We start from the raw sequence: 19,503 nt of genomic DNA, 5'->3' as shown, positions 1-19,503 counted from the left end.
AAAAAATTCCCTCTACCATTGCTGCTTGAGCTTTTGGTAATTCAGTTGTAGCCATTGTAAGGCGATAATGGAGGCGCCATTTTCAATCTCGCCACTCTCCACCATTTGGTATGCACGTTCGCGAGATACCACGCTTACGCGAATATCTTCACCTTCACTTTCCAGACCATGTACGCCAGACGCTTGCGTCGCATCAACATGGCCAACAAACACGGAAATACGCTCATTACAGCCACCTGAAGATGGGTAATAGCGCGTGATCGGCACCAATTGCTTTACATCAACGCCCGCTTCTTCCACTGCTTCACGGCAAACCAGCTCTTCGATACTCTCTTGCTTATCGACAATGCCGGCAACAATTTCTATTTGCCACGGATTAGGATGCTCGAGAGCGCCAACACGGATTTGTTCAATAAGCACGACTTGGTCAGTAATCGGATCATAAGGCAGCATAGCGGCTGCATCACCACGAACAAACATTTCTCGGTCAATTAATGCACTCCAGCCCCCTTCAAAGCGCTTATGCTTGAAGCGAAACTGAACCATTTCAAAAAAACCTTTAAATACGGTTTGTTTTGACACAACCTCTACGTCTTGCGACGTATACTGTTCGTTTGGCTGTAATCCGTCTTTCATCATCGACCTCTGGCTTCCGTGAACCTTATAGTTTACTCAAGTAATAGAGCGACTACCAAGGACACGGCTCAATTTTTCACGTAAAAATTCAAAATTAATTTGATTCTGGTTAATTATTTGTCTCAACTTTTGGTGAGCTTGCGTAAAAAAGTGCAAAGTTTCGAGTGAATTACGGCCAATTTAAGTTAAACTGTGAATCATACCTTTATTAGTATTAGGCAGGATTAGGACAAATGAAAAAACTGCTTCCACTCTTTATTACAGCTGCATTAGGAAGCGTAAGTGCAGCGGCATGGGCCGACTCCCTAACCGAGATCTACGATCAAGCAAAGCAAAACGATCCTCAGTTGCTGCGTGCAGCTGCTCAGCGTGATCGTGCATTTGAAGCGATCAATTCTGCTCGTGCAACACTTCTACCACAAATTAATCTTACTGCTGGGTATAACGCGGTAAGAAGTGACGTTGATACTGCTGATAGTGATCGACTAAGCGCTGGTATCGGTTTCTCGCAAGAGCTTTACAACCGTACTAGCTGGATTACGCTTGATTCTGCTGAGAAAACAGCGCGTCAGGCAGACTCTATCTATGCAGCGGCGCAACAATCCCTAATCCTTCGTACCGCGCAAGCATACTTTGAAGTACTGCGTTCTAAAGATGCTCTTGAATCGGTTCGCGCCAACAAGGCCGCGGTAGCTCGTCAGCTAGAGCAAACCAAACAGCGTTTTGAAGTAGGTCTTTCAGCAATTACTGACGTACACGATGCGCAAGCTCAGTATGACCGAGTACTTGCCGATGAAGTGGTTGCAGAAAACAACCTATTGAACCAATACGAAGCACTGCGTGAAATCACGGGTCAAGAGCACAATAATATTGATGTCCTTGATACAGACCGTTTCGCTGCGGCTCGCCCAGAACAAGGCGTTAACGTCTTCCTAGAAGAAGCTCAAACTAAAAACTTAGACTTGTTATCAGCGCGTATCGGTCAAGATATTGCAAAAGACAACATTACATTGGCAAGCTCTGGTCACCTACCAAAATTGACTTTGGATGGTGGTTATAACTATGGCAATGAACGTAATCAAAATAACCCATCAAGCGTTTTTGATTCCAACAATGCGTTTAACGCTGGTATTAACCTCTCAGTGCCTCTATACACTGGTGGTAACATTACCTCACAAACCAAACAAGCAGAATTTGCGTACGTTGAAGCAAGTGAGCAGCTAGAGCAAACATACCGTTCGGTAGTTCGTAACGTTCGCGCAAATAACAACAACATCAACTCTTCTATCGGTGCAATCCGTGCATTTGAGCAGACAGTAATTTCTGCTGAATCGGCACTGGAAGCAACCAAAGCAGGTTTCGATGTGGGTACGCGTACTATCGTTGACGTACTAGAAGCAACTCAGGCGCTGTACGACGCAGAAAGCAACCTTTCTGATGCTCGTTACGACTACATTGTGAGTGTTCTAAACCTACGTCAATCCGTAGGTACATTGAGTGAGCAAGATATCGTTGATATCAATGCTGGTCTTAAAAAAGCAAACTAACTCGCAGTGAGCAATCACGAAAAAGGGACGCCTCGGCGTCCCTTTTGTTTATCTTGTTATGGAAAGACCTACATTAGCCTCTGCCACCTTTAATCGCTTCAATGATTTCTGTGGTTGAGCAGCCATCCTCGAAGTTAAGCACCTTCACTTCACCGCCCGCAGCAATCACTTCCTTACCACCAGCAATCTCTTCTGGTTTGTAGTCGCCGCCTTTCACTAAAAGTGTAGGCAATACTTCAGAAATCAAACGACGTGGCGTCTCTTCTGAAAACGGAACCACCCAATCCACGGCACCGAGACCTGCAAGTACTGCCATACGGCGATCGGTTGGATTCACCGGGCGACCTGGGCCTTTCAGTTCACGCACAGATTCATCAGTATTCACCGCGACAATCAAGCGATCGCCAAGCTCTGCTGCGTGATTCAGATAAGAAACATGGCCAGCGTGTAAGATATCAAAGCAGCCATTGGTCATGACTACTTTCTCGCCTTTCGCGCGCGCTTTAGCAACCGCTTCGATAAGTGCTTGCTCACTAATCACGCCATAGTCGGTATCTTGACTACCGTGAATAGCTTCCGCAAGCTCAATAGTTGAAAGCGTTGACGTACCCAGTTTACCCACAACCACACCTGCCGCTGCGTTAGCAAGTGCACACGCTTCATCCATCGGTTTACCTGCTGCAACCGATGCCGCCAATACTGATATTACCGTATCGCCTGCGCCTGTTACGTCATAGACTTCTTTAGCCTGGGTCGGTAGATGGAATGGCTCTTGGCCACGGCGCAGTAAGGTCATACCGTGCTCGCTTCGCGTCACCAATAGCGCCTCAAAGTCGAACTGTTCGATAAGTGCATTACCTTTTTCAATCAACTCTTGTTCGTTTTTCACCTTGCCGACAACATGCTCAAACTCTGTCATGTTTGGTGTCAGCAACGTTGCGCCGCGATAGCGTTCAAAATCCGCACCTTTCGGATCAATAAATACTGGAACGCCGGCTGCTTTAGCTTTTTGAATATAGCGCTGAACGTGTTCTAGTGCGCCTTTGGCATAATCCGATAAGATCACGGCGCGAACATCAGGTAACGCTTGTTCCATTTTCGCCAGTACCAACTCTGGATCCGTGTTCTCAAATTTGTCTTCGAAATCAAGACGGATAAGCTGTTGACCACGGCTCAATACACGCAATTTGGTGATGGTTGGGTAGTCTGGCAAAGCAACAAAGTCACATTTCACTTTCAGTGAAGTCAAAGTCTCGGTCAGCACTTTCGCTGGTTCATCCATACCCACTAAACCAATAGTGTGAGCATGACCACCAAGAGAAGCGATGTTCATAGCCACGTTCGCAGCACCGCCCGGACGCTCTTCGTTGTTTTCTACTTTCACTACAGGTACTGGCGCTTCTGGTGAGATACGCCCTGTTGGGCCATACCAATAGCGATCAAGCATCACATCGCCAACAATTAATACGCCAGAGTCGCTGTAATTCGGTAGGATGGGTTTCATTTCTGTACTCCACATAGTGACAAAGAAGATGCCATAGCATCTTCTTATCATAATTTACTTTGGCTTTATCTCAGTAAGCCTTTGATGGGATAGTAGCACAACTCATCGCTGCACTACTAAAACAAGCCATGCTTTTCGCTAGCGGGTTCCAAGCCAGGCATTCCATGCTTCGACCACAATAGCTTTTTCCGGTTCAAACTTTTCTTCGGCCACATCCGCATCCAAATTGAGAAGGTTACGGTGATGGATCTCATCTCGTAATGTGGTGTAAGCACAAGTCAGTGCCATCGCCTGCCCTTCTTCCATCACCCCTTGTCCCATCATCGACTCAAAGATACGCACATTATCAGACCAACGCGTCAGTTTCGGTTTGTCATGGCTGTATTGCAGCACCAAGTACTGAGCCAAAAACTCAATATCAGTGATACCACCAGGATCTTGCTTAAGCATAAAGCGCCCCGCTTTCTTACCGCCCAAATGGTCACGCATTTTCTCACGCATATCGACCACTTGCTCGATCAGAGCACCCTTATCGCGAGACTTACACAAAATATTGTGGCGAGTAGCACCAAACGCTTGCTCCAATTGAGCGTCCCCATAAATCATTCGTGCTCGTACTAATGCCTGATGCTCCCAAGTCCAAGCATCGTTGTGCTGATAGTCATCAAACGCATCAGTTGGACTTACCAGTAGCCCTGACGCACCAGATGGGCGCAGTCTAGTATCTACTTCATACAGGATGCCCGATGCGGTGCGTGTCGAGAAGATATGTATGATGCGCTGCGCTAAACGCAGGTAGAACTGACGACCATCAATCTCTTTCTTACCGTCGGTATACACACTCACAGGGCAGTCATGCATAAATACGATATCCAAGTCTGAATTATAGCCAAGCTCCCAGCCGCCAACTTTGCCATAGCCAATAACAGCAAACCCTTTGCTGCCACGGTCTTTTAGATGCGTTGGTTCACCATACTTGGCTACCATTTGCTGCCAAGCTTGGTTAATACCCGCCTCGACAATCGCCTCAGCTAGGTAAGTTAAGTGATCGCTTACCTTCATCACTGGCAGTACGCCCGCAATATCGGCAGCGGCAATTCGAAGGATACAGGTTTGTTTAAACTGCCTTAGCGCCTCCATCTGCTGCTCCATATCCTCTTCAGGGATACGAGCTAGGTAGTCACGCAGTTCAGTTTTATAGGACTCCAAAGGCACTGGGTTATAAAGATGAGCAGGATCGAGAAGCTCATCTAAAAGAATTGGATAGCGCCCCAACTGCTCTGAAATCATCGGACTAGCGGTACACAATCGTACAAGCTGAGTCAGTGCTGCTGGGTGCTCATCGAGCAGCTCCAGGTATGTCGTACGAGTGACAATGCGGTGCAGAACATGCAACACACGCGGCAAACCGAACTCAGCGTCTTTGTGACTATAAATGGCACTAAAGACTTTTGGCATCAATCGATTGAGCACCTCACGTCCTCTTGGACCTAAGGTCTTTTTAGCCAGATCGGCTTTGAATTGCTGAATAGTCGCACACTTGTCGTGTGCATTTTCCACATTGAGGTCATGCTGCAAAATGTGTTCGATGACTTCTGCACGGCCAACCATGTCCCATAGTTCATGAAAGTGCTTGGCGATTGGATTAGCGTCTTCGTCTTCCTCATCTTCACCAATCAGATTAGCAAACACATTATGGATGTTGAGCATATGCTGCTCAGTGGCGCTCAGCATACTCTGCCAGTCGTCAAAGCCCATAGCAAAGGCAAGCTTACGCTGTTCAGGCTCGTTGTCTGGCAGAGTTTGAGTCTGTTTATCGGCCATCGCTTGCAGAAGGTTTTCTTGACGGCGCAAGAAACAATATCCGTCTCTTAGTTGATCGACTTCGCCTAGCTCAAGCAGCTTCAATGTTTCAATGGCGTCCAATGTCTCCAGCAAGCCTCGGCCACGAAGACTTGGCTCACGGCCACCGCGGATCAACTGAAACACCTGAGCAATAAACTCGACCTCTCGAATGCCACCGGCTCCGAGTTTGATGTTGTTGCCTAGGCCACGACGTCTTACCTCGCTGCTGATCATCGACTTCATTCGGCGCAAAGATTGGATGGCGCTAAAGTCGATGTAACGACGGAACACAAAGGGGCGCAGCATCTGTCTAAGCTCCTGGTATTCAGGGTACATCTCACGCCCCATCACCCGAGCTTTCACCATGGCGTAACGCTCCCAGTCACGCCCCTGCTCTTGATAATAATCTTCCAGTGCTGCGTAACTCATTACCAAAGGGCCACTTTCCCCAAATGGTCTTAGACGCATATCTACGCGATAACAGAAGCCATCAAAAGTTTGCTGATCAAGCGCCTTTATGATGCGCTGACCGAGGCGAGTGAAGAACTGGGCATTGGCGATCGAGCGGCGAGCACCTTGAGTTTCACCATTTTCTGGATAGGTAAAGATAAGGTCGATGTCGGAGGAGAAGTTAAGCTCGCCACCGCCAAGCTTACCCATACCGATGATCAGCATTGGCTGCGCTTCGCCTTCAGCATTACAAGGCGTGCCCCACTCCTTACAACAAGCTTGGTATTGCCATTGGTAAGTCTCAACAATCATCGCTTCAGCCAGCATCGACAAATGACTTAGGCTCTCTTCCAGCGTCCAGTCATTGAGGAAATCTCGCCAAGCGATATACACCATTTCCCGATTTCGGAAGCGGCGCAACACACGGTGACCATCGACTTCTTGTTCACACACAGCCAGTAAAGCCGCCAAGCGTTCTCGATACGCCTCCTCGCGGCTTGGTTCACCGAGCATCACTGGCAGTTGTTCAAACAGCGTTTGATCTTGTTGCAGCGCTTCAGTGACAAACTTGCTCATTGCCGTCACTTGTTGAAGCTGAGTTAGTCTCTCTTGAGGCCACTGGGAGAAATCGGAATAGGTGTCTTTGAGTTGCGCTAACGCCTTATCAGCGTCTTGTTGTAATTCGGGAGGCAGTTGCATTTGTCGTCCTTGTCTCGACTCATAACAAAAGTGGTGACCGAGGCCACCACTTGTTTCATTCGCTTGTCGCTGTGATCATTTGGAACTTGCTAAAAAGCCTTAGCTTCTCAAGCCAATTCCCTTGGTCACTAAATGATGGGCTACACCATAAAGTACCACGATAAACGCTAAGAGTACGCCAAAAGATGTCACAATCCCTACATCGGACACACCCAAAAATCCGTAGCGGAACGCGTTGACCATGTAGACAATAGGATTGATTTTCGACACGCCCTGCCAAAAATCAGGCAGCAAGCTTATGGAATAGAATACGCCGCCAAGGTAAGTCAGTGGGGTCAGCACAAACGTTGGAATAATAGAGATATCATCGAATGTCTTAGCAAACACGGCGTTAATGAGACCGCCCAGTGAAAATACTACCGAGGTTAAAAATACCGTCGCAATAATGATGCCCCAGTGCTCTACGCGCAGATCGACAAACAGCAGCGATACAATCGTCACTATGGTACCTACGAGTAACCCACGCACTACGCCGCCCATCACAAAGCCGGCAATGATGATGTAGTTTGGCACCGGTGCGACGAGCAACTCCTCAATATTGCGCTGAAACTTAGCGCTGAAGAATGACGATGCCACGTTAGAGTAAGAGTTAGTAATTACCGACATCATGATAAGACCCGGCACAATGTACTCCATGTAACTAAAGCCGTTCATCTCGCCGATGCGTGAGCCGATAAGGCTGCCAAAGATAATAAAGTACAGCGTCATGGTGATCGCTGGCGGTACCAGAGTTTGCACCCAAATACGTGTGAAGCGATTGATCTCTTTGGTCAGTAAGCTCTTAAAAGCCGTCCAATACAAACCATACATGTTCATTATTTTGTCTCCGTTTGTTCACGAACAATGGAGACAAACAGCTCTTCAAGTCGGTTCGCTTTGTTTCTCATTGATAATACTTTAATGCCAGAAGCCGATAGCTGACTGAAGATATGGTTAAGCCCCTGAGTCTTCTCAATTTCAATCTCTAAAGAGCCATTGACCAGATGCTGCGCATTCACACCCTCAAGCTCAGGGATATCTGCATCACCTTCGATATCAAGAATGAAGGTCTCGACATGCAGTTTATTCAGCAGCGCTTTCATCGACGTGTTCTCAATCAGCTCACCGCGCTGAATAATACCGATGTTACGACACAGCAGCTCCGCTTCTTCAAGGTAGTGAGTCGTCAAAATAATAGTAATACCTTGACGATTGATCTCTTTAAGAAAATCCCACATGGAGCGGCGCAGTTCAATATCCACCCCTGCGGTTGGTTCATCCAAGATCAGCAGTTTAGGCTCATGCATCAAGGCGCGAGCAATCATCAGACGACGTTTCATCCCACCCGACAAATGACGAGCACGCTCGCTGCGCTTTTCCCACAAATCAAGCTGAGATAGGTACTTCTGTGCTCTTTGTTTAGCGACATCTTTCGGTACACCGTAGTAACCCGCTTGCTGGAGGACAATTTGCTCCACCGTTTCAAACTGGTTGAAGTTGAACTCTTGCGGCACTAAACCTAGTTGCTGCTTCGCGAGCTCTAGCTCTTTATCGATATCATGACCAAACACGCTCACTTTGCCTGAGGTTTTGTTAACCAATGAAGTGATAATGCCGATGGTGGTCGACTTCCCCGCTCCGTTAGGCCCAAGCAATGCGTAGAAGTCACCTTGCTCAACGGTCAGGCTCACACCTTTAAGCGCTTCAAAGCCACCGGCGTATGTTTTTTTTAGCTGTTCTATTTCTAATGCGACCATAGCTTGTTTCCAAAATCTGCCTTGATAGAAACTGGAATATTTCCATCAATATCGAAAAGTTATCTGATGGTACTACACATGATGATTGCTGCACCAGTTTTCAAGTCAATTAGCAAAAATGAATATAAAAAAGCGAGTGTGGATAAATCCGCACTCGCTTTTCGGTAAAGTTATCGGTCTCTATGCCGTAGCCACATGTGCCGCCTCTAAAGCCGCCTCACGTTCAATGAAGATATTGTCATCCGGCACCAAATCAACAACGTGGAATTTATCAAGTTGTTGACGGATCTTATCGTGTGGGCAGAGTAAGTAGACATGACAGTGAGCATCTTGTGCATCTTTAATCGCATTTTCCAATGCCAACCCGACCGTTACGTCGATCATAGGAACATCAGTCAAATCGAGGATCATTGCTTGGTAATCAGCAATGCTCGAGTGCTGCCTAGAAATCGCTTTCGATACACTGAAGATCATCGGTCCCGACAAATAGAAAAACAGTACTTTACCTTGCGACTTGTCGAGCAGTGCTTTTTCCGCATCCGTTAATGGTACATCGTCATCATCGGCATCACTGATGGCTTTTACCTGCCTTGCTTGCTCACGGCTCAAACGCTCGATAATAATAATGTTTGAGATAAATACCCCAAGTCCGACCGCGACAATCAAGTCGACAAACACCGTCAGAAGCATCACACCATACATGATGGCCATACCCGGGATACTGACTTTGTGAGCTCGTTGAATGAAGCTCCAATCCAAAATATTGAAACCGACATACACTGCGATACCTGCCAGTACCGCCATTGGGATCGGTTCTGTTAAACCACTGGCGACCAATACCACCAGCATGAGCACCAAAGCGCGAACCACGCCAGAAAGAGGTGAACGAGCTCCAACTTGAATGTTGGTCACTGTCCCCATGGTCGCACCTGCACCTGGTAGTGCGCCAAATAAACCCGCCAGTAAATTCGCAAGCCCTTGACCACGCAGTTCTTTGTCTGAATCGTGCTCTTTACGAGTCAATGAGTCACCGATAACCGCGGTAAGCAGTGTATCGATACAGCCCAGCGTGCCTAAAACTAGAGCATCAATCACCATCTCTGTGAACATTTCTGCATTAAAATGCGGCATCACCAGTGAAGGTAGACCTGCTGGAATTTCACCAATGCGGCGAATGGATTCATTGTCAAACAGCAGTACCGACAGCAGCGTCACTGCCACCAGTGCAACAAGCTGCGGCGGCACATGTTGACGATACTTCTTAGGTAAAAGAAACAAAATTGCGAGTGTTAACACACCTAAAAACAGCTCCGCTACATCTATGTTCGCCAACATATCTGGCAACGCTGTTAAGGTACCAATCACTCCACCGGATGGTGCGGCTTGCCCAAGCAGTGGCGCTAACTGGAGTATGATAAGAATAACGCCAATCCCTGACATGAAGCCCGACACCACACTGTATGGCATTAAGGTGACGTATTTCCCTAGCTTTAATGTACCAAGCAATATCTGAAACACACCCGCCATCATGACGACGGTAAAGGTCATCGCCAGACCAGTTTCTGGGTATTTGGCCATCATACTGGTTAACACGGCCGTCATGATAACGGTCATCGGGCCGGTCGGCTCAGAGATCAAAGTGGATGAACCGCCGAATAGCGCGGCGAACAAGCCAACCATGATCGCACCCCATAATCCCGCTTCCGCGCCAGCTCCAGAGGCAACACCAAATGCGAGCGCAAGTGGCAAAGAGATAATCGCGGTGGTCACACCACCAAACAGATCTCCTTTTAGGTTAATATCTTCAAAACGACGTCCTAACTTCATTACTATCCCTGAAAAATAACCAAAAAATTGATTCAGGTTAACAAATGTGACGATGAGTTAATATTTATTAAATACTGCTCATTCGACATAAGTTATGACAGTTTGTCACGCAATCGTTAAATATCTGATTTTACGTGCAAGAACACGTCAGATGAGTGAATTTGTGACACTTTTTAACGAGATTCAATTTGTAACATTGTGTATAGTGTGGCGAATCATTGAAGGGAAGTACCATGCCGGAAATCAAACAACTTTTTGACAACAACTCAAAATGGTCGCAAGAGATCACCTCTCAGCGCCCTGAGTATTTCGCTAAGCTTGAAGAGGGACAAAGCCCGGGCTTTCTTTGGATCGGTTGTTCCGATAGCCGAGTCCCAGCAGAGCGACTCACAGGCCTCTATTCAGGTGAGCTTTTTGTTCATAGAAACGTGGCTAACCAAGTCATTCATACCGACCTGAACTGCTTGTCCGTGGTGCAATACGCGGTTGACGTTCTCAAAGTGAAGCACATTATTGTATGTGGCCACTACGGCTGCGGCGGTGTAAATGCGGCTATCGACAATCCTCAACTAGGTCTTATCAATAACTGGCTTCTGCATATTCGCGATTTGTACCTCAAGCACCGTAAGTTCTTAAATGATTTACCGCGTGAGACGTGGGGTGACAAGCTATGCGAGATCAACGTTGCTGAACAGGTTTATAACCTTGGCAACTCAACGATTCTGCAAAATGCGTGGGAAAGAGGCCAAGACGTAGAAGTGCATGGTGTGGTTTATGGTATTGGTGATGGCAAACTTGAAGATTTAGGTGTTCGTTGCTCAAGCCGTGAAACATTGGAAGCAAACTACCAAACGGCAATGCAGACAATCCTTGGCGCTGAGTAATAAGCCCACACAGAATCAAAAAAAGCCCACTTGTGGGCTTTTTTATTACTCGAGAGATTACTCTTGAGGCACTACCTTGCCAATATATGGCAGGTGACGATATTTCTGAGCGTAATCGATACCCACGCCCACAACAAACTCGTCTGGGATCTCAAAACCAATCCACTTTACATCAACGTCAACTTCACGGCGAGAAGGCTTATCCAGTAAAGTACAAATCTCGATAGACTTAGGCTCGCGCAGCGACAAAATCTCTTTCACTTTGTTTAGCGTGTTACCTGTATCAATAATGTCTTCTACTAGCAGTACGTCTTTACCTTTAATGTCATCATCAAGATCTTTAAGAATGCGCACATCGCGAGAGCTTTTCATCGTGTTGCCGTAGCTAGAAGCGGTCATGAAGTCCACGCAGTGGGTCAAATCAATCGCACGAGCCAAATCCGCCATAAACACAAATGAGCCACGAAGCAGACCGACCATTACTAGATCTTCGCTGCCTTGGTAATGTTCGGTGATGGCTTTGCCTAACACTTGTACGCGCTCATGAACTTCTTGCTCAGAGATCATGACTTCTACAGTATGTTTCATATCTATCTCGATGTTGGTATATGGGTAGAACAAACGCAGCCATGACCGCGCACCTTGATAGAGTATAAAACATCAAGATAAAGTCGCTCGCCTAGGCATGCCTGTCAATTTGCGCGCAATAGTATCACTTTATACCGTCCGATAAAAACCCGCAGCACGCTCATAGTCCTTGGTAACAACTACAATAACCGCCCCACTGTTAACGACTTCTGTTGAAATATTTTATTAATTTCACAACAAAATGTGATACGCAGATAAATTACTCTTAATTATGATAATTATCAGTGTATGACTATTGACCATTAACATATGCACCATTACACTTATTTGGAATTAGAAAAATAGGAGCAGTTAATTTCCATTTTGGAAATAACCCTACAAAGACTGGTATAACGTCATCGGTCAAAGGGTTTATGTGGTTTTCCGTCATGTGAAATGGCTGACTCATAATAAACGAGGAATAAGGCGACTAATAAAAAGTCACCACCTCGACAATCGTTGGCAAGGAAAAACAATATGGACTCTATAGTAAAAAGACCTAGGACTCGTCTGTCTCCACAAAAGCGTAAACTACAGCTTATGGAGATAGCGCTTGAAGTATTTGCAAAGCGTGGCATTGGACGCGGGGGACACGCCGATATCGCTGAAATCGCACAGGTCTCAGTGGCAACAGTATTCAACTATTTCCCAACTCGTGAAGACTTGGTGGATGAAGTACTCAATCACGTCGTATGCCAGTACTCAAACTTTCTATCTAACACGATTGATCTTGATGTGAACATCAAAGACAACTTGGCGAACATCCTAGATGGTGTGGTCGACATGGTGGTCGAAGATTGTCACTGGAATAAAGTCTGGTTTGAGTGGAGCACATCGACACGTGATGAAGTTTGGCCGCTGTTTGTTAGCTCAAACAAAACCAGCCAAGCTTTGATTGAAAACATGTTCATTAAAGCTATTGAACGCGGTGAAGTGTGCCCACACCACAATCCAAAACACTTAACTAGCCTATTCCATGGCCTTTGCTACTCACTATTTGTAGAAGCAATGCGCACTAACGATAGCGATACCGTAAAATCACTCACTGATTGTTATATGGACATGGTGTGTATTTACAACAACGGTGAAGCGCACGCATCTTAGTTTGCTCATCGCGACTAGAACCTCGCTAGCTACTTGCCTCGCGCAAATAGAAGTGACAATTCAAAGCGATAAATCAAAACCATAAAAAACGGCCAGTATTGCTACTGGCCGTTTTTCTTTATTCAGAACTTACTTCTTTTTCTTCGCTTTCGCATTTGGAAGGTCAGTGATTGTGCCTTCAAATACTTCTGCTGCAAGACCTACAGATTCGTGTAGTGTTGGGTGAGCGTGGATAGTCAGAGCGATATCTTCTGCATCACAACCCATCTCGATCGCTAGACCGATTTCACCAAGCAGTTCACCACCATTAGTACCAACGATAGCGCCACCAATAACACGGTGAGACTCTTTATCAAAGATAAGCTTAGTCATACCATCAGCACAGTCAGACGCGATAGCACGGCCTGATGCTGCCCATGGGAATGTCGCCACTTCGTAGTTAATGCCTTCCGCTTTCGCTTCTTTTTCTGTCTTACCAACCCATGCCACTTCTGGCTCAGTGTAAGCAATTGAAGGAATCACTTTCGGGTCAAAGTAGTGCTTCTTACCAGAGATAACCTCAGCCGCTACGTGACCTTCATGCACACCTTTGTGAGCAAGCATTGGCTGACCAACGATGTCACCGATAGCATGAATGTGTGGAACGTTAGTACGCATTTGCTTATCAACATTGATAAAGCCGCGCTCATCCACTTCAATACCCGCTTTCTCGGCATCAAGAAGCAGACCGTTTGGCACGCGACCGATAGCAACAAGAACTGCATCGTAACGCTCAGCTTCAGCAGGGGCTTTCTTGCCTTCCATTGAAACATAAATACCGTCTTCTTTCGCTTCAACGGCCGTTACTTTGGTCTCAAGCATCAAGTTGAACTTGTTCTTAATACGCTTGGTGTAAACCTTAACCATATCTTTATCCGCTGCTGGGATAAGCTGGTCAAACATCTCAACCACGTCAACTTTAGAACCTAGAGAGTGGTATACCGTAGCCATTTCTAGACCGATGATACCACCACCCATAATAAGCAGTTTTCCTGGTACTTCTTTTAGCTCAAGAGCATCAGTAGAGTCCCAGATACGTGGATCTTCGTGTGGAATGAATGGCAGTTTGATTGGGCGAGAGCCTGCTGCGATGATAGCGTTGTCAAACGTTACTGTTGTTGACTCGCCTTCACCTTCAACAAGGATCGAGTTAGGGCCAGTGAACTTACCGTAACCGTTAACGATGTTAACTTTACGCATCTTAGCCATACCGCCAAGACCACCAGTTAGCTGGTTTACAACCTTCTCTTTCCAGATACGGATCTTGTTGATGTCTGTTTGTGGCTCACCGAAAACAACACCATGTTCAGCCATTGCTTTGGCTTCTTCGATAACTTTTGAAACGTGAAGAAGCGCTTTAGATGGGATACAACCCACATTCAGACACACACCACCTAAGGTGCTATAACGTTCGATAAGAACAGTTTCAAGACCTAGGTCTGCACAGCGGAATGCGGCAGAGTAACCAGCAGGACCAGAACCAAGTACAACAACTTGGGCTTTAATTTCTTTGCTCATTTTGACCTCTTGTAGTCATTATCCCTAACAGGCTGAGTGGGTATTGATTTTCTTTTTTATAAACTTCGCTCAAACGCCTTATGACAACGTTTATAGCGTAATGAGTTTAAATATTTATGATTTCAGACCGCCAACATTTTACAGAGATGTTAATGGTGTGAAAAGTAAATCAATTTAGCCTGTGAGCTAGACGACAATTCACGGGGAATTGTTGTATGAATTTGGTTTTTTTACCCCTCCTAGCCTCCCCTTATTAAGGGGAGGAACTTAGGCTCGCTGCGCATCGCTTGTTTGAAAAGGCGATGCAACTTCAGTAACGAGCCGTCGGTTCTCCCCCTTTATAACGCGGCGCGCAGCCGGGGGAGCTAGAGGGGGTCAGCTACCTTAAAGTACCAAGCGACGAATATCGCTCAAGCAGCTGTTTAGATAAGTAATGAAACGTGCACCTTCCGCACCGTCAATCACACGGTGATCGTACGATAGTGAAAGTGGCAGCTGTAGGCGCGGTTCAAATTCTTTACCGTTCCATACTGGCTTCATTTCAGACTTAGACACACCAAGAATACCAACTTCAGGTGCATTTACGATAGGAGTAAATGCAGTACCACCGATGCCACCTAGGCTTGAGATAGTGAAACAGCCACCTTGCATATCTGCAGCAGTTAGCTTGCCAGAACGTGCTTTCTTAGAGATAACCATTAGCTCTTCCGATAGCTCGTAGATGCCCTTCTTGTTCACGTCTTTAAATACAGGAACAACAAGACCGTTTGGTGTATCCACTGCGATACCAACGTTTACGTACTTCTTAAGAATGATGCTCTCGCCATCTTCAGATAGAGAAGAGTTAAACGCTGGGAAGGCTTCAAGTGCTTTCGCAACAGCTTTCATGATGAACACTAGTGGCGTGATCTTCATACCTGAATCTTTCTTCGCTTCGATAGCGTTCTGCTCTTTACGGAACGCTTCTAGCGCTGTGATATCCGCATTATCCCACTGTGTAACGTGCGGGATCATTACCCAGTTACGGTGTAGGTTAGCACCAGAGATCTTCTTGATCTTAGAAAGCTTCTGAACTTCAGTCTCACCAAACTTGCTGAAGTCAACCTTCGGCCAAGGTAGTAGGCCAAGAGCAGAGCCGTCACCGCCTTTGCCAGATGCCGCAGCACCAGATTCAAGACGCTTAAGTGCATCTTTAACGTAAGACTGAACGTCTTCTTTAAGGATACGGCTCTTACGGCCAGTACCTTTAACCTTAGATAGGTTAACGCCAAATTCGCGAGCTAGACGACGAACAACAGGAGACGCGTGTGCGTAGTCGTTGTTTTCTTGGAAGTCGTTCGCTTGCGGTGCTGCATCCGCTTTCGCTGCTGGAGCCGGAGCTGCTGCCGCAGGTGCCGCCGCTTGAACAGGAGCTGCTACTGGAGCTGGAGCTGCGCCAGCCACCGGAGTGCCGGCCACCTCAAATACCATGATTAAAGAGCCAGTTGTTACTGAATCACCTTCAGCAATCTTGATCTCTTTAACTGTGCCAGCGAATGGTGCTGGTACTTCCATAGAAGCTTTGTCGCCTTCTACAGTGATAAGAGATTGCTCTTCTTCTACTGTATCGCCAACTTTCACCATGATCTCAGTAACTTCTACTTCGTCGCCGCCGATATCCGGTACGTTTACTTCTTTTTCAGAAGATGCCGCTGGAGCCACCGCTGGTGCTACCGGAGCTTCTGCAACAGGAGCAGCTGCTCCTGAACCGGCAGCCGGAGCTCCGGACAGTTCAAATACCATAACAAGAGAACCAGTCGTTACTGAATCACCTTCAGCAATCTTGATCTCTTTAACCGTACCTGCAAATGGAGCTGGTACTTCCATAGAAGCTTTGTCGCCTTCTACAGTTAGGAGAGATTGCTCTTCTTCCACTGTATCGCCAACTTTAACCATGATTTCAGTAACTTCTACTTCGTCGCCACCGATATCTGGAACGTGAACTTCTTTAAGTTCACTCGCAGCTGAAGGGGCCGCAGCTGCTGGAGCTGGAGCCGCTGCTGGAGCCGCTTCTGCCGCAGGAGCAGCAGTTGCACCTTCAGCTTCGAAAATCATAATTAGAGAACCAGTAGTAACAGAATCGCCTTCCGCTACTTTGATTTCTTTAACGATACCTGCTTGAGACGCTGGAACTTCCATAGAAGCCTTGTCGCCTTCAACCGTGATAAGAGACTGCTCTTCTTCCACCTTGTCGCCAACGCTTACAAGAATCTCAGTAACTTCAACCTCATCCGCACCGATGTCAGGTACATTAATTTCGATTGCCATTGCTTATTTACCTTCTAATTAAGCGCTGTATTAAGCGTAAAGTGGGTTAGTCTTGTCAGTGTCGATGTTGAACTTAGCGATTGCTTCAGCCACAACAGACTTCTCAACATCACCGCGCTTCGCTAGTTCAGTTAGCGCTGCAACTACCACGTAGCCTGCGTTAACTTCGAAGTGACGACGTAGGTTTTCACGGCTGTCTGAACGGCCGTAACCATCGGTACCAAGTACTTTGTAAGACTCAGTAGGCATGAATGCGCGTACTTGCTCAGCGTAGTTCTTCATGTAGTCGGTCGCAGCGATTGCTGGCTCGTTACCTAGAACTGTTGTGATGTAAGGTACTTTCGCCTCTGCTTCTGGGTGAAGCATGTTGTAACGCTCTACGTTTTGACCGTCACGAGTTAGCTCGTTGAACGATGTTACAGAGAACACGTCAGACGCAACACCGTACTCTTCGCTCAGGATAGTCGCTGCTTTACGTACTTCGTTCATGATAGTACCAGAGCTCATTAGCTGAACTTTACCCTTAGCAGCCTGTTCGCCTTGAGGAAGGTGAGACTCAAGCTTGTAGATACCTTTACGGATGCCTTCTTCAGCGCCTTCTGGCATTGCTGGCATTGCGTAGTTTTCATTCATTACTGTTAGGTAGTAGTAAATATTTTCTTGCTCAGGACCGTACATACGACGGATACCATCTTGCATGATTACTGCTAGCTCGTAAGCGAATGTTGGGTCGTAAGAGATACAGTTAGGGATAGTGTTCGCTTGAATGTGCGAGTGGCCATCTTCGTGCTGTAGACCTTCACCGTTCAGTGTTGTACGACCAGCTGTAGCACCTAGTAGGAAGCCACGAGCTTGTTGGTCACCTGCTAGCCATGCCATGTCACCAATACGTTGGAAACCGAACATTGAGTAGTAGATGTAGAACGGAATCATTGGCAGATCGTTTGTGCTGTATGAAGTAGCAGCAGCAACCCAAGATGCCATTGAACCTAGTTCGTTGATACCTTCTTGAAGAACTTGGCCTGATGTTGCTTCTTTGTAGTAAGAAACGATGCCTTTATCTTCAGGTGTGTATTCTTGACCGTCTGGGTTGTAGATACCAACCTGACGGAATAGACCTTCCATACCGAACGTACGCGCTTCATCACAGATGATAGGAACGATGTTCTTACCGATGTTCTTGTCTTTAAGAAGAATGTTCAACGTACGTACATAAGCCATTGTCGTTGAAATTTCACGCTTCTGAGCACCTAGTAGAGGAGCAAACTCTTCTAGCTCTGGTACTTTGAACTCTTGAGTGAACTTAGGTAGACGCTGTGGCGTGTAGCCTTTCAGAGCTTTACGACGAGCATGTAGGTATTCGTACTCAGCAGAACCTTCTTCCAGTTTTAGGTAAGGCAGTTCAGCCACTTTCTCATCAGAAAGAAGGTCTTGTAGACCTAGACGATCACGTAGGTATTGAACGTGAGTCATGTCCATCTTCTTAACACCGTGAGCGATGTTCTTACCTTCAGCCGCTTCACCCATGCCGTAACCTTTAACAGTCTTAGCTAGGATTACCGTTGGCTTGCCGTTGGTTTCTTTTGCATTGTTGAACGCAGCAAACAGCTTAGAAGAATCGTGACCACCACGCTTCAATTCGAAGATTTGGTCGTCAGTCATATCTGCAACAAGTGCAGCTGTTTCTGGGTACTTACCAAAGAAGTGCTCACGTACGTATGCGCCATCTTTAGATTTGAATGTTTGGTAGTCGCCATCGATCGTTTCGTTCATAAGCTGTAGTAGCTTACCCGTCGTATCTTTAGCTAGCAGTGCGTCCCAGTTGTTACCCCAGATAACTTTCACTACGTTCCAGCCAGCACCTTTGAATAGACCTTCAAGCTCTTGAATGATCTTGCCGTTACCCATTACAGGGCCGTCTAGACGCTGTAGGTTACAGTTGATTAGGAAACATAGGTTGTCTAGCTTCTCACGCGCAGCGAAAGAAATAGCACCACGTGATTCTGGCTCATCCATCTCACCGTCACCTAGGAAGGCGTAAACACGTTGGGCTGTCGTGTCTTTCAGACCACGGCCGTTTAGGTACTTAAGGAAACGCGCTTGGTAGATCGCAGAAATTGGACCTAGACCCATAGATACTGTCGGGAACTGCCAGAACTCAGGCATCAGTTTAGGGTGTGGGTAAGAAGGAACACCTTTACCGTCTACTTCTTGACGGAAATTGTCTAGCTGCTCTTCAGTTAGACGGCCTTCAACGAATGCACGCGAGTAGATACCTGGAGAGATGTGACCTTGGTAGTAAACTAGATCGCCACCGTCTGTGTCGTTAGGAGCACGGAAGAAGTGGTTGAAGCACACTTCGTAGAATGCTGCAGCAGACTGGTAAGAAGCCATGTGACCACCAAGGTCTAGGTCTTTCTTAGACGCACGCAACACGATCATGATTGCGTTCCAGCGAATAATCGAACGAATACGACGCTCAAGCGTGGTATCACCAGGGTAAGCTGGTTCTTGTGCTGCTGGGATGGTGTTGATGTAGTTAGTGTTGATACCTGTTGGCATATCAACGCCATCTAAACGCGCTTTCTCTAGAACGGTTTCTAGTAGAAATTGAGCACGTTCTACACCTTCTTCACGAACAACTGATTCAAGTGCTTGTAGCCAATCTTGAGTTTCCAGTGCATCTACGTCATGCTTCATGTCAGACATGGCGATCTATC

At 46.7% G+C, this 19,503-nt stretch carries 13 protein-coding genes; 3 read left to right on the top strand and 10 right to left on the bottom strand.

The window, feature by feature from the left end:
* Positions 1-12 precede the first annotated feature (12 nt).
* Positions 13-636: an ADP-ribose diphosphatase gene (nudF, locus tag ACVA6Q_RS16245; protein ID WP_446648251.1), complete on the bottom strand. Its 624-nt coding sequence runs from the start codon at positions 634-636 to the stop codon at positions 13-15.
* Between the two features lie 233 nt (positions 637-869).
* Between nudF and tolC the strand changes: the two genes are divergently transcribed.
* Positions 870-2,183: an outer membrane channel protein TolC gene (gene tolC, locus ACVA6Q_RS16240; RefSeq protein WP_446648183.1), complete on the top strand. Its 1,314-nt coding sequence runs from the start codon at positions 870-872 to the stop codon at positions 2,181-2,183.
* A gap of 73 nt (positions 2,184-2,256) precedes the next feature.
* Here the strand turns inward: tolC and hldE are convergent, their stop codons facing one another.
* The 5 genes from hldE to ACVA6Q_RS16215 form a co-directional block, all read right to left on the bottom strand.
* Positions 2,257-3,687: a bifunctional D-glycero-beta-D-manno-heptose-7-phosphate kinase/D-glycero-beta-D-manno-heptose 1-phosphate adenylyltransferase HldE gene (hldE, locus tag ACVA6Q_RS16235; RefSeq protein WP_446648182.1), complete on the bottom strand. Its 1,431-nt coding sequence runs from the start codon at positions 3,685-3,687 to the stop codon at positions 2,257-2,259.
* A 138-nt stretch (positions 3,688-3,825) separates the two neighbouring features.
* Positions 3,826-6,681, bottom strand: a complete 2,856-nt coding sequence (glnE, locus tag ACVA6Q_RS16230) for a bifunctional [glutamate--ammonia ligase]-adenylyl-L-tyrosine phosphorylase/[glutamate--ammonia-ligase] adenylyltransferase (RefSeq protein WP_446648181.1) — start codon at positions 6,679-6,681, stop codon at positions 3,826-3,828.
* A 99-nt stretch (positions 6,682-6,780) separates the two neighbouring features.
* Positions 6,781-7,551, bottom strand: a complete 771-nt coding sequence (locus ACVA6Q_RS16225) for an ABC transporter permease (RefSeq protein ID WP_112459491.1) — start codon at positions 7,549-7,551, stop codon at positions 6,781-6,783.
* Between the two features lie 5 nt (positions 7,552-7,556).
* Positions 7,557-8,477: an ABC transporter ATP-binding protein gene (locus ACVA6Q_RS16220; protein WP_112459460.1), complete on the bottom strand. Its 921-nt coding sequence runs from the start codon at positions 8,475-8,477 to the stop codon at positions 7,557-7,559.
* Between the two features lie 180 nt (positions 8,478-8,657).
* Positions 8,658-10,304 (bottom strand): SulP family inorganic anion transporter, encoded by a 1,647-nt coding sequence (locus tag ACVA6Q_RS16215; protein WP_353497788.1) that lies wholly within the window; start codon positions 10,302-10,304, stop codon positions 8,658-8,660.
* Between the two features lie 233 nt (positions 10,305-10,537).
* Between ACVA6Q_RS16215 and can the strand changes: the two genes are divergently transcribed.
* On the top strand, positions 10,538-11,188 hold the full coding sequence (can, locus tag ACVA6Q_RS16210; RefSeq protein ID WP_353497787.1) for a carbonate dehydratase: 651 nt from the start codon (positions 10,538-10,540) through the stop codon (positions 11,186-11,188).
* A 57-nt stretch (positions 11,189-11,245) separates the two neighbouring features.
* Here the strand turns inward: can and hpt are convergent, their stop codons facing one another.
* Positions 11,246-11,776 carry a hypoxanthine phosphoribosyltransferase gene (hpt, locus tag ACVA6Q_RS16205; RefSeq protein ID WP_353497786.1) on the bottom strand — a complete coding sequence of 177 codons (531 nt, stop codon included), beginning with the start codon at positions 11,774-11,776 and terminating at the stop codon, positions 11,246-11,248.
* Positions 11,777-12,292: 516 nt separating this feature from the next.
* Between hpt and ACVA6Q_RS16200 the strand changes: the two genes are divergently transcribed.
* On the top strand, positions 12,293-12,919 hold the full coding sequence (locus ACVA6Q_RS16200) for a LuxR/HapR/OpaR family quorum-sensing transcriptional regulator (protein ID WP_446648180.1): 627 nt from the start codon (positions 12,293-12,295) through the stop codon (positions 12,917-12,919).
* A 129-nt stretch (positions 12,920-13,048) separates the two neighbouring features.
* Here ACVA6Q_RS16200 and lpdA read toward each other — a convergent pair whose 3' ends face one another.
* The 3 genes from lpdA to aceE form a co-directional block, all read right to left on the bottom strand.
* Positions 13,049-14,476 (bottom strand): dihydrolipoyl dehydrogenase, encoded by a 1,428-nt coding sequence (gene lpdA / locus ACVA6Q_RS16195; protein ID WP_353497784.1) that lies wholly within the window; start codon positions 14,474-14,476, stop codon positions 13,049-13,051.
* A gap of 384 nt (positions 14,477-14,860) precedes the next feature.
* Complete coding sequence (gene aceF / locus ACVA6Q_RS16190) at positions 14,861-16,783, bottom strand: pyruvate dehydrogenase complex dihydrolipoyllysine-residue acetyltransferase (protein WP_446648179.1); 1,923 nt, start codon at positions 16,781-16,783, stop codon at positions 14,861-14,863.
* 30 nt (positions 16,784-16,813) lie between these two features.
* Positions 16,814-19,492 (bottom strand): pyruvate dehydrogenase (acetyl-transferring), homodimeric type, encoded by a 2,679-nt coding sequence (aceE, locus tag ACVA6Q_RS16185; RefSeq protein ID WP_446648178.1) that lies wholly within the window; start codon positions 19,490-19,492, stop codon positions 16,814-16,816.
* Between the last annotated feature and the right edge of the window lie 11 nt (positions 19,493-19,503).

The sequence above is a fragment of the Vibrio sp. DNB22_10_4 genome, from assembly GCF_052879755.1.
This window is presented reverse-complemented; position numbering and strand designations above follow the sequence as displayed.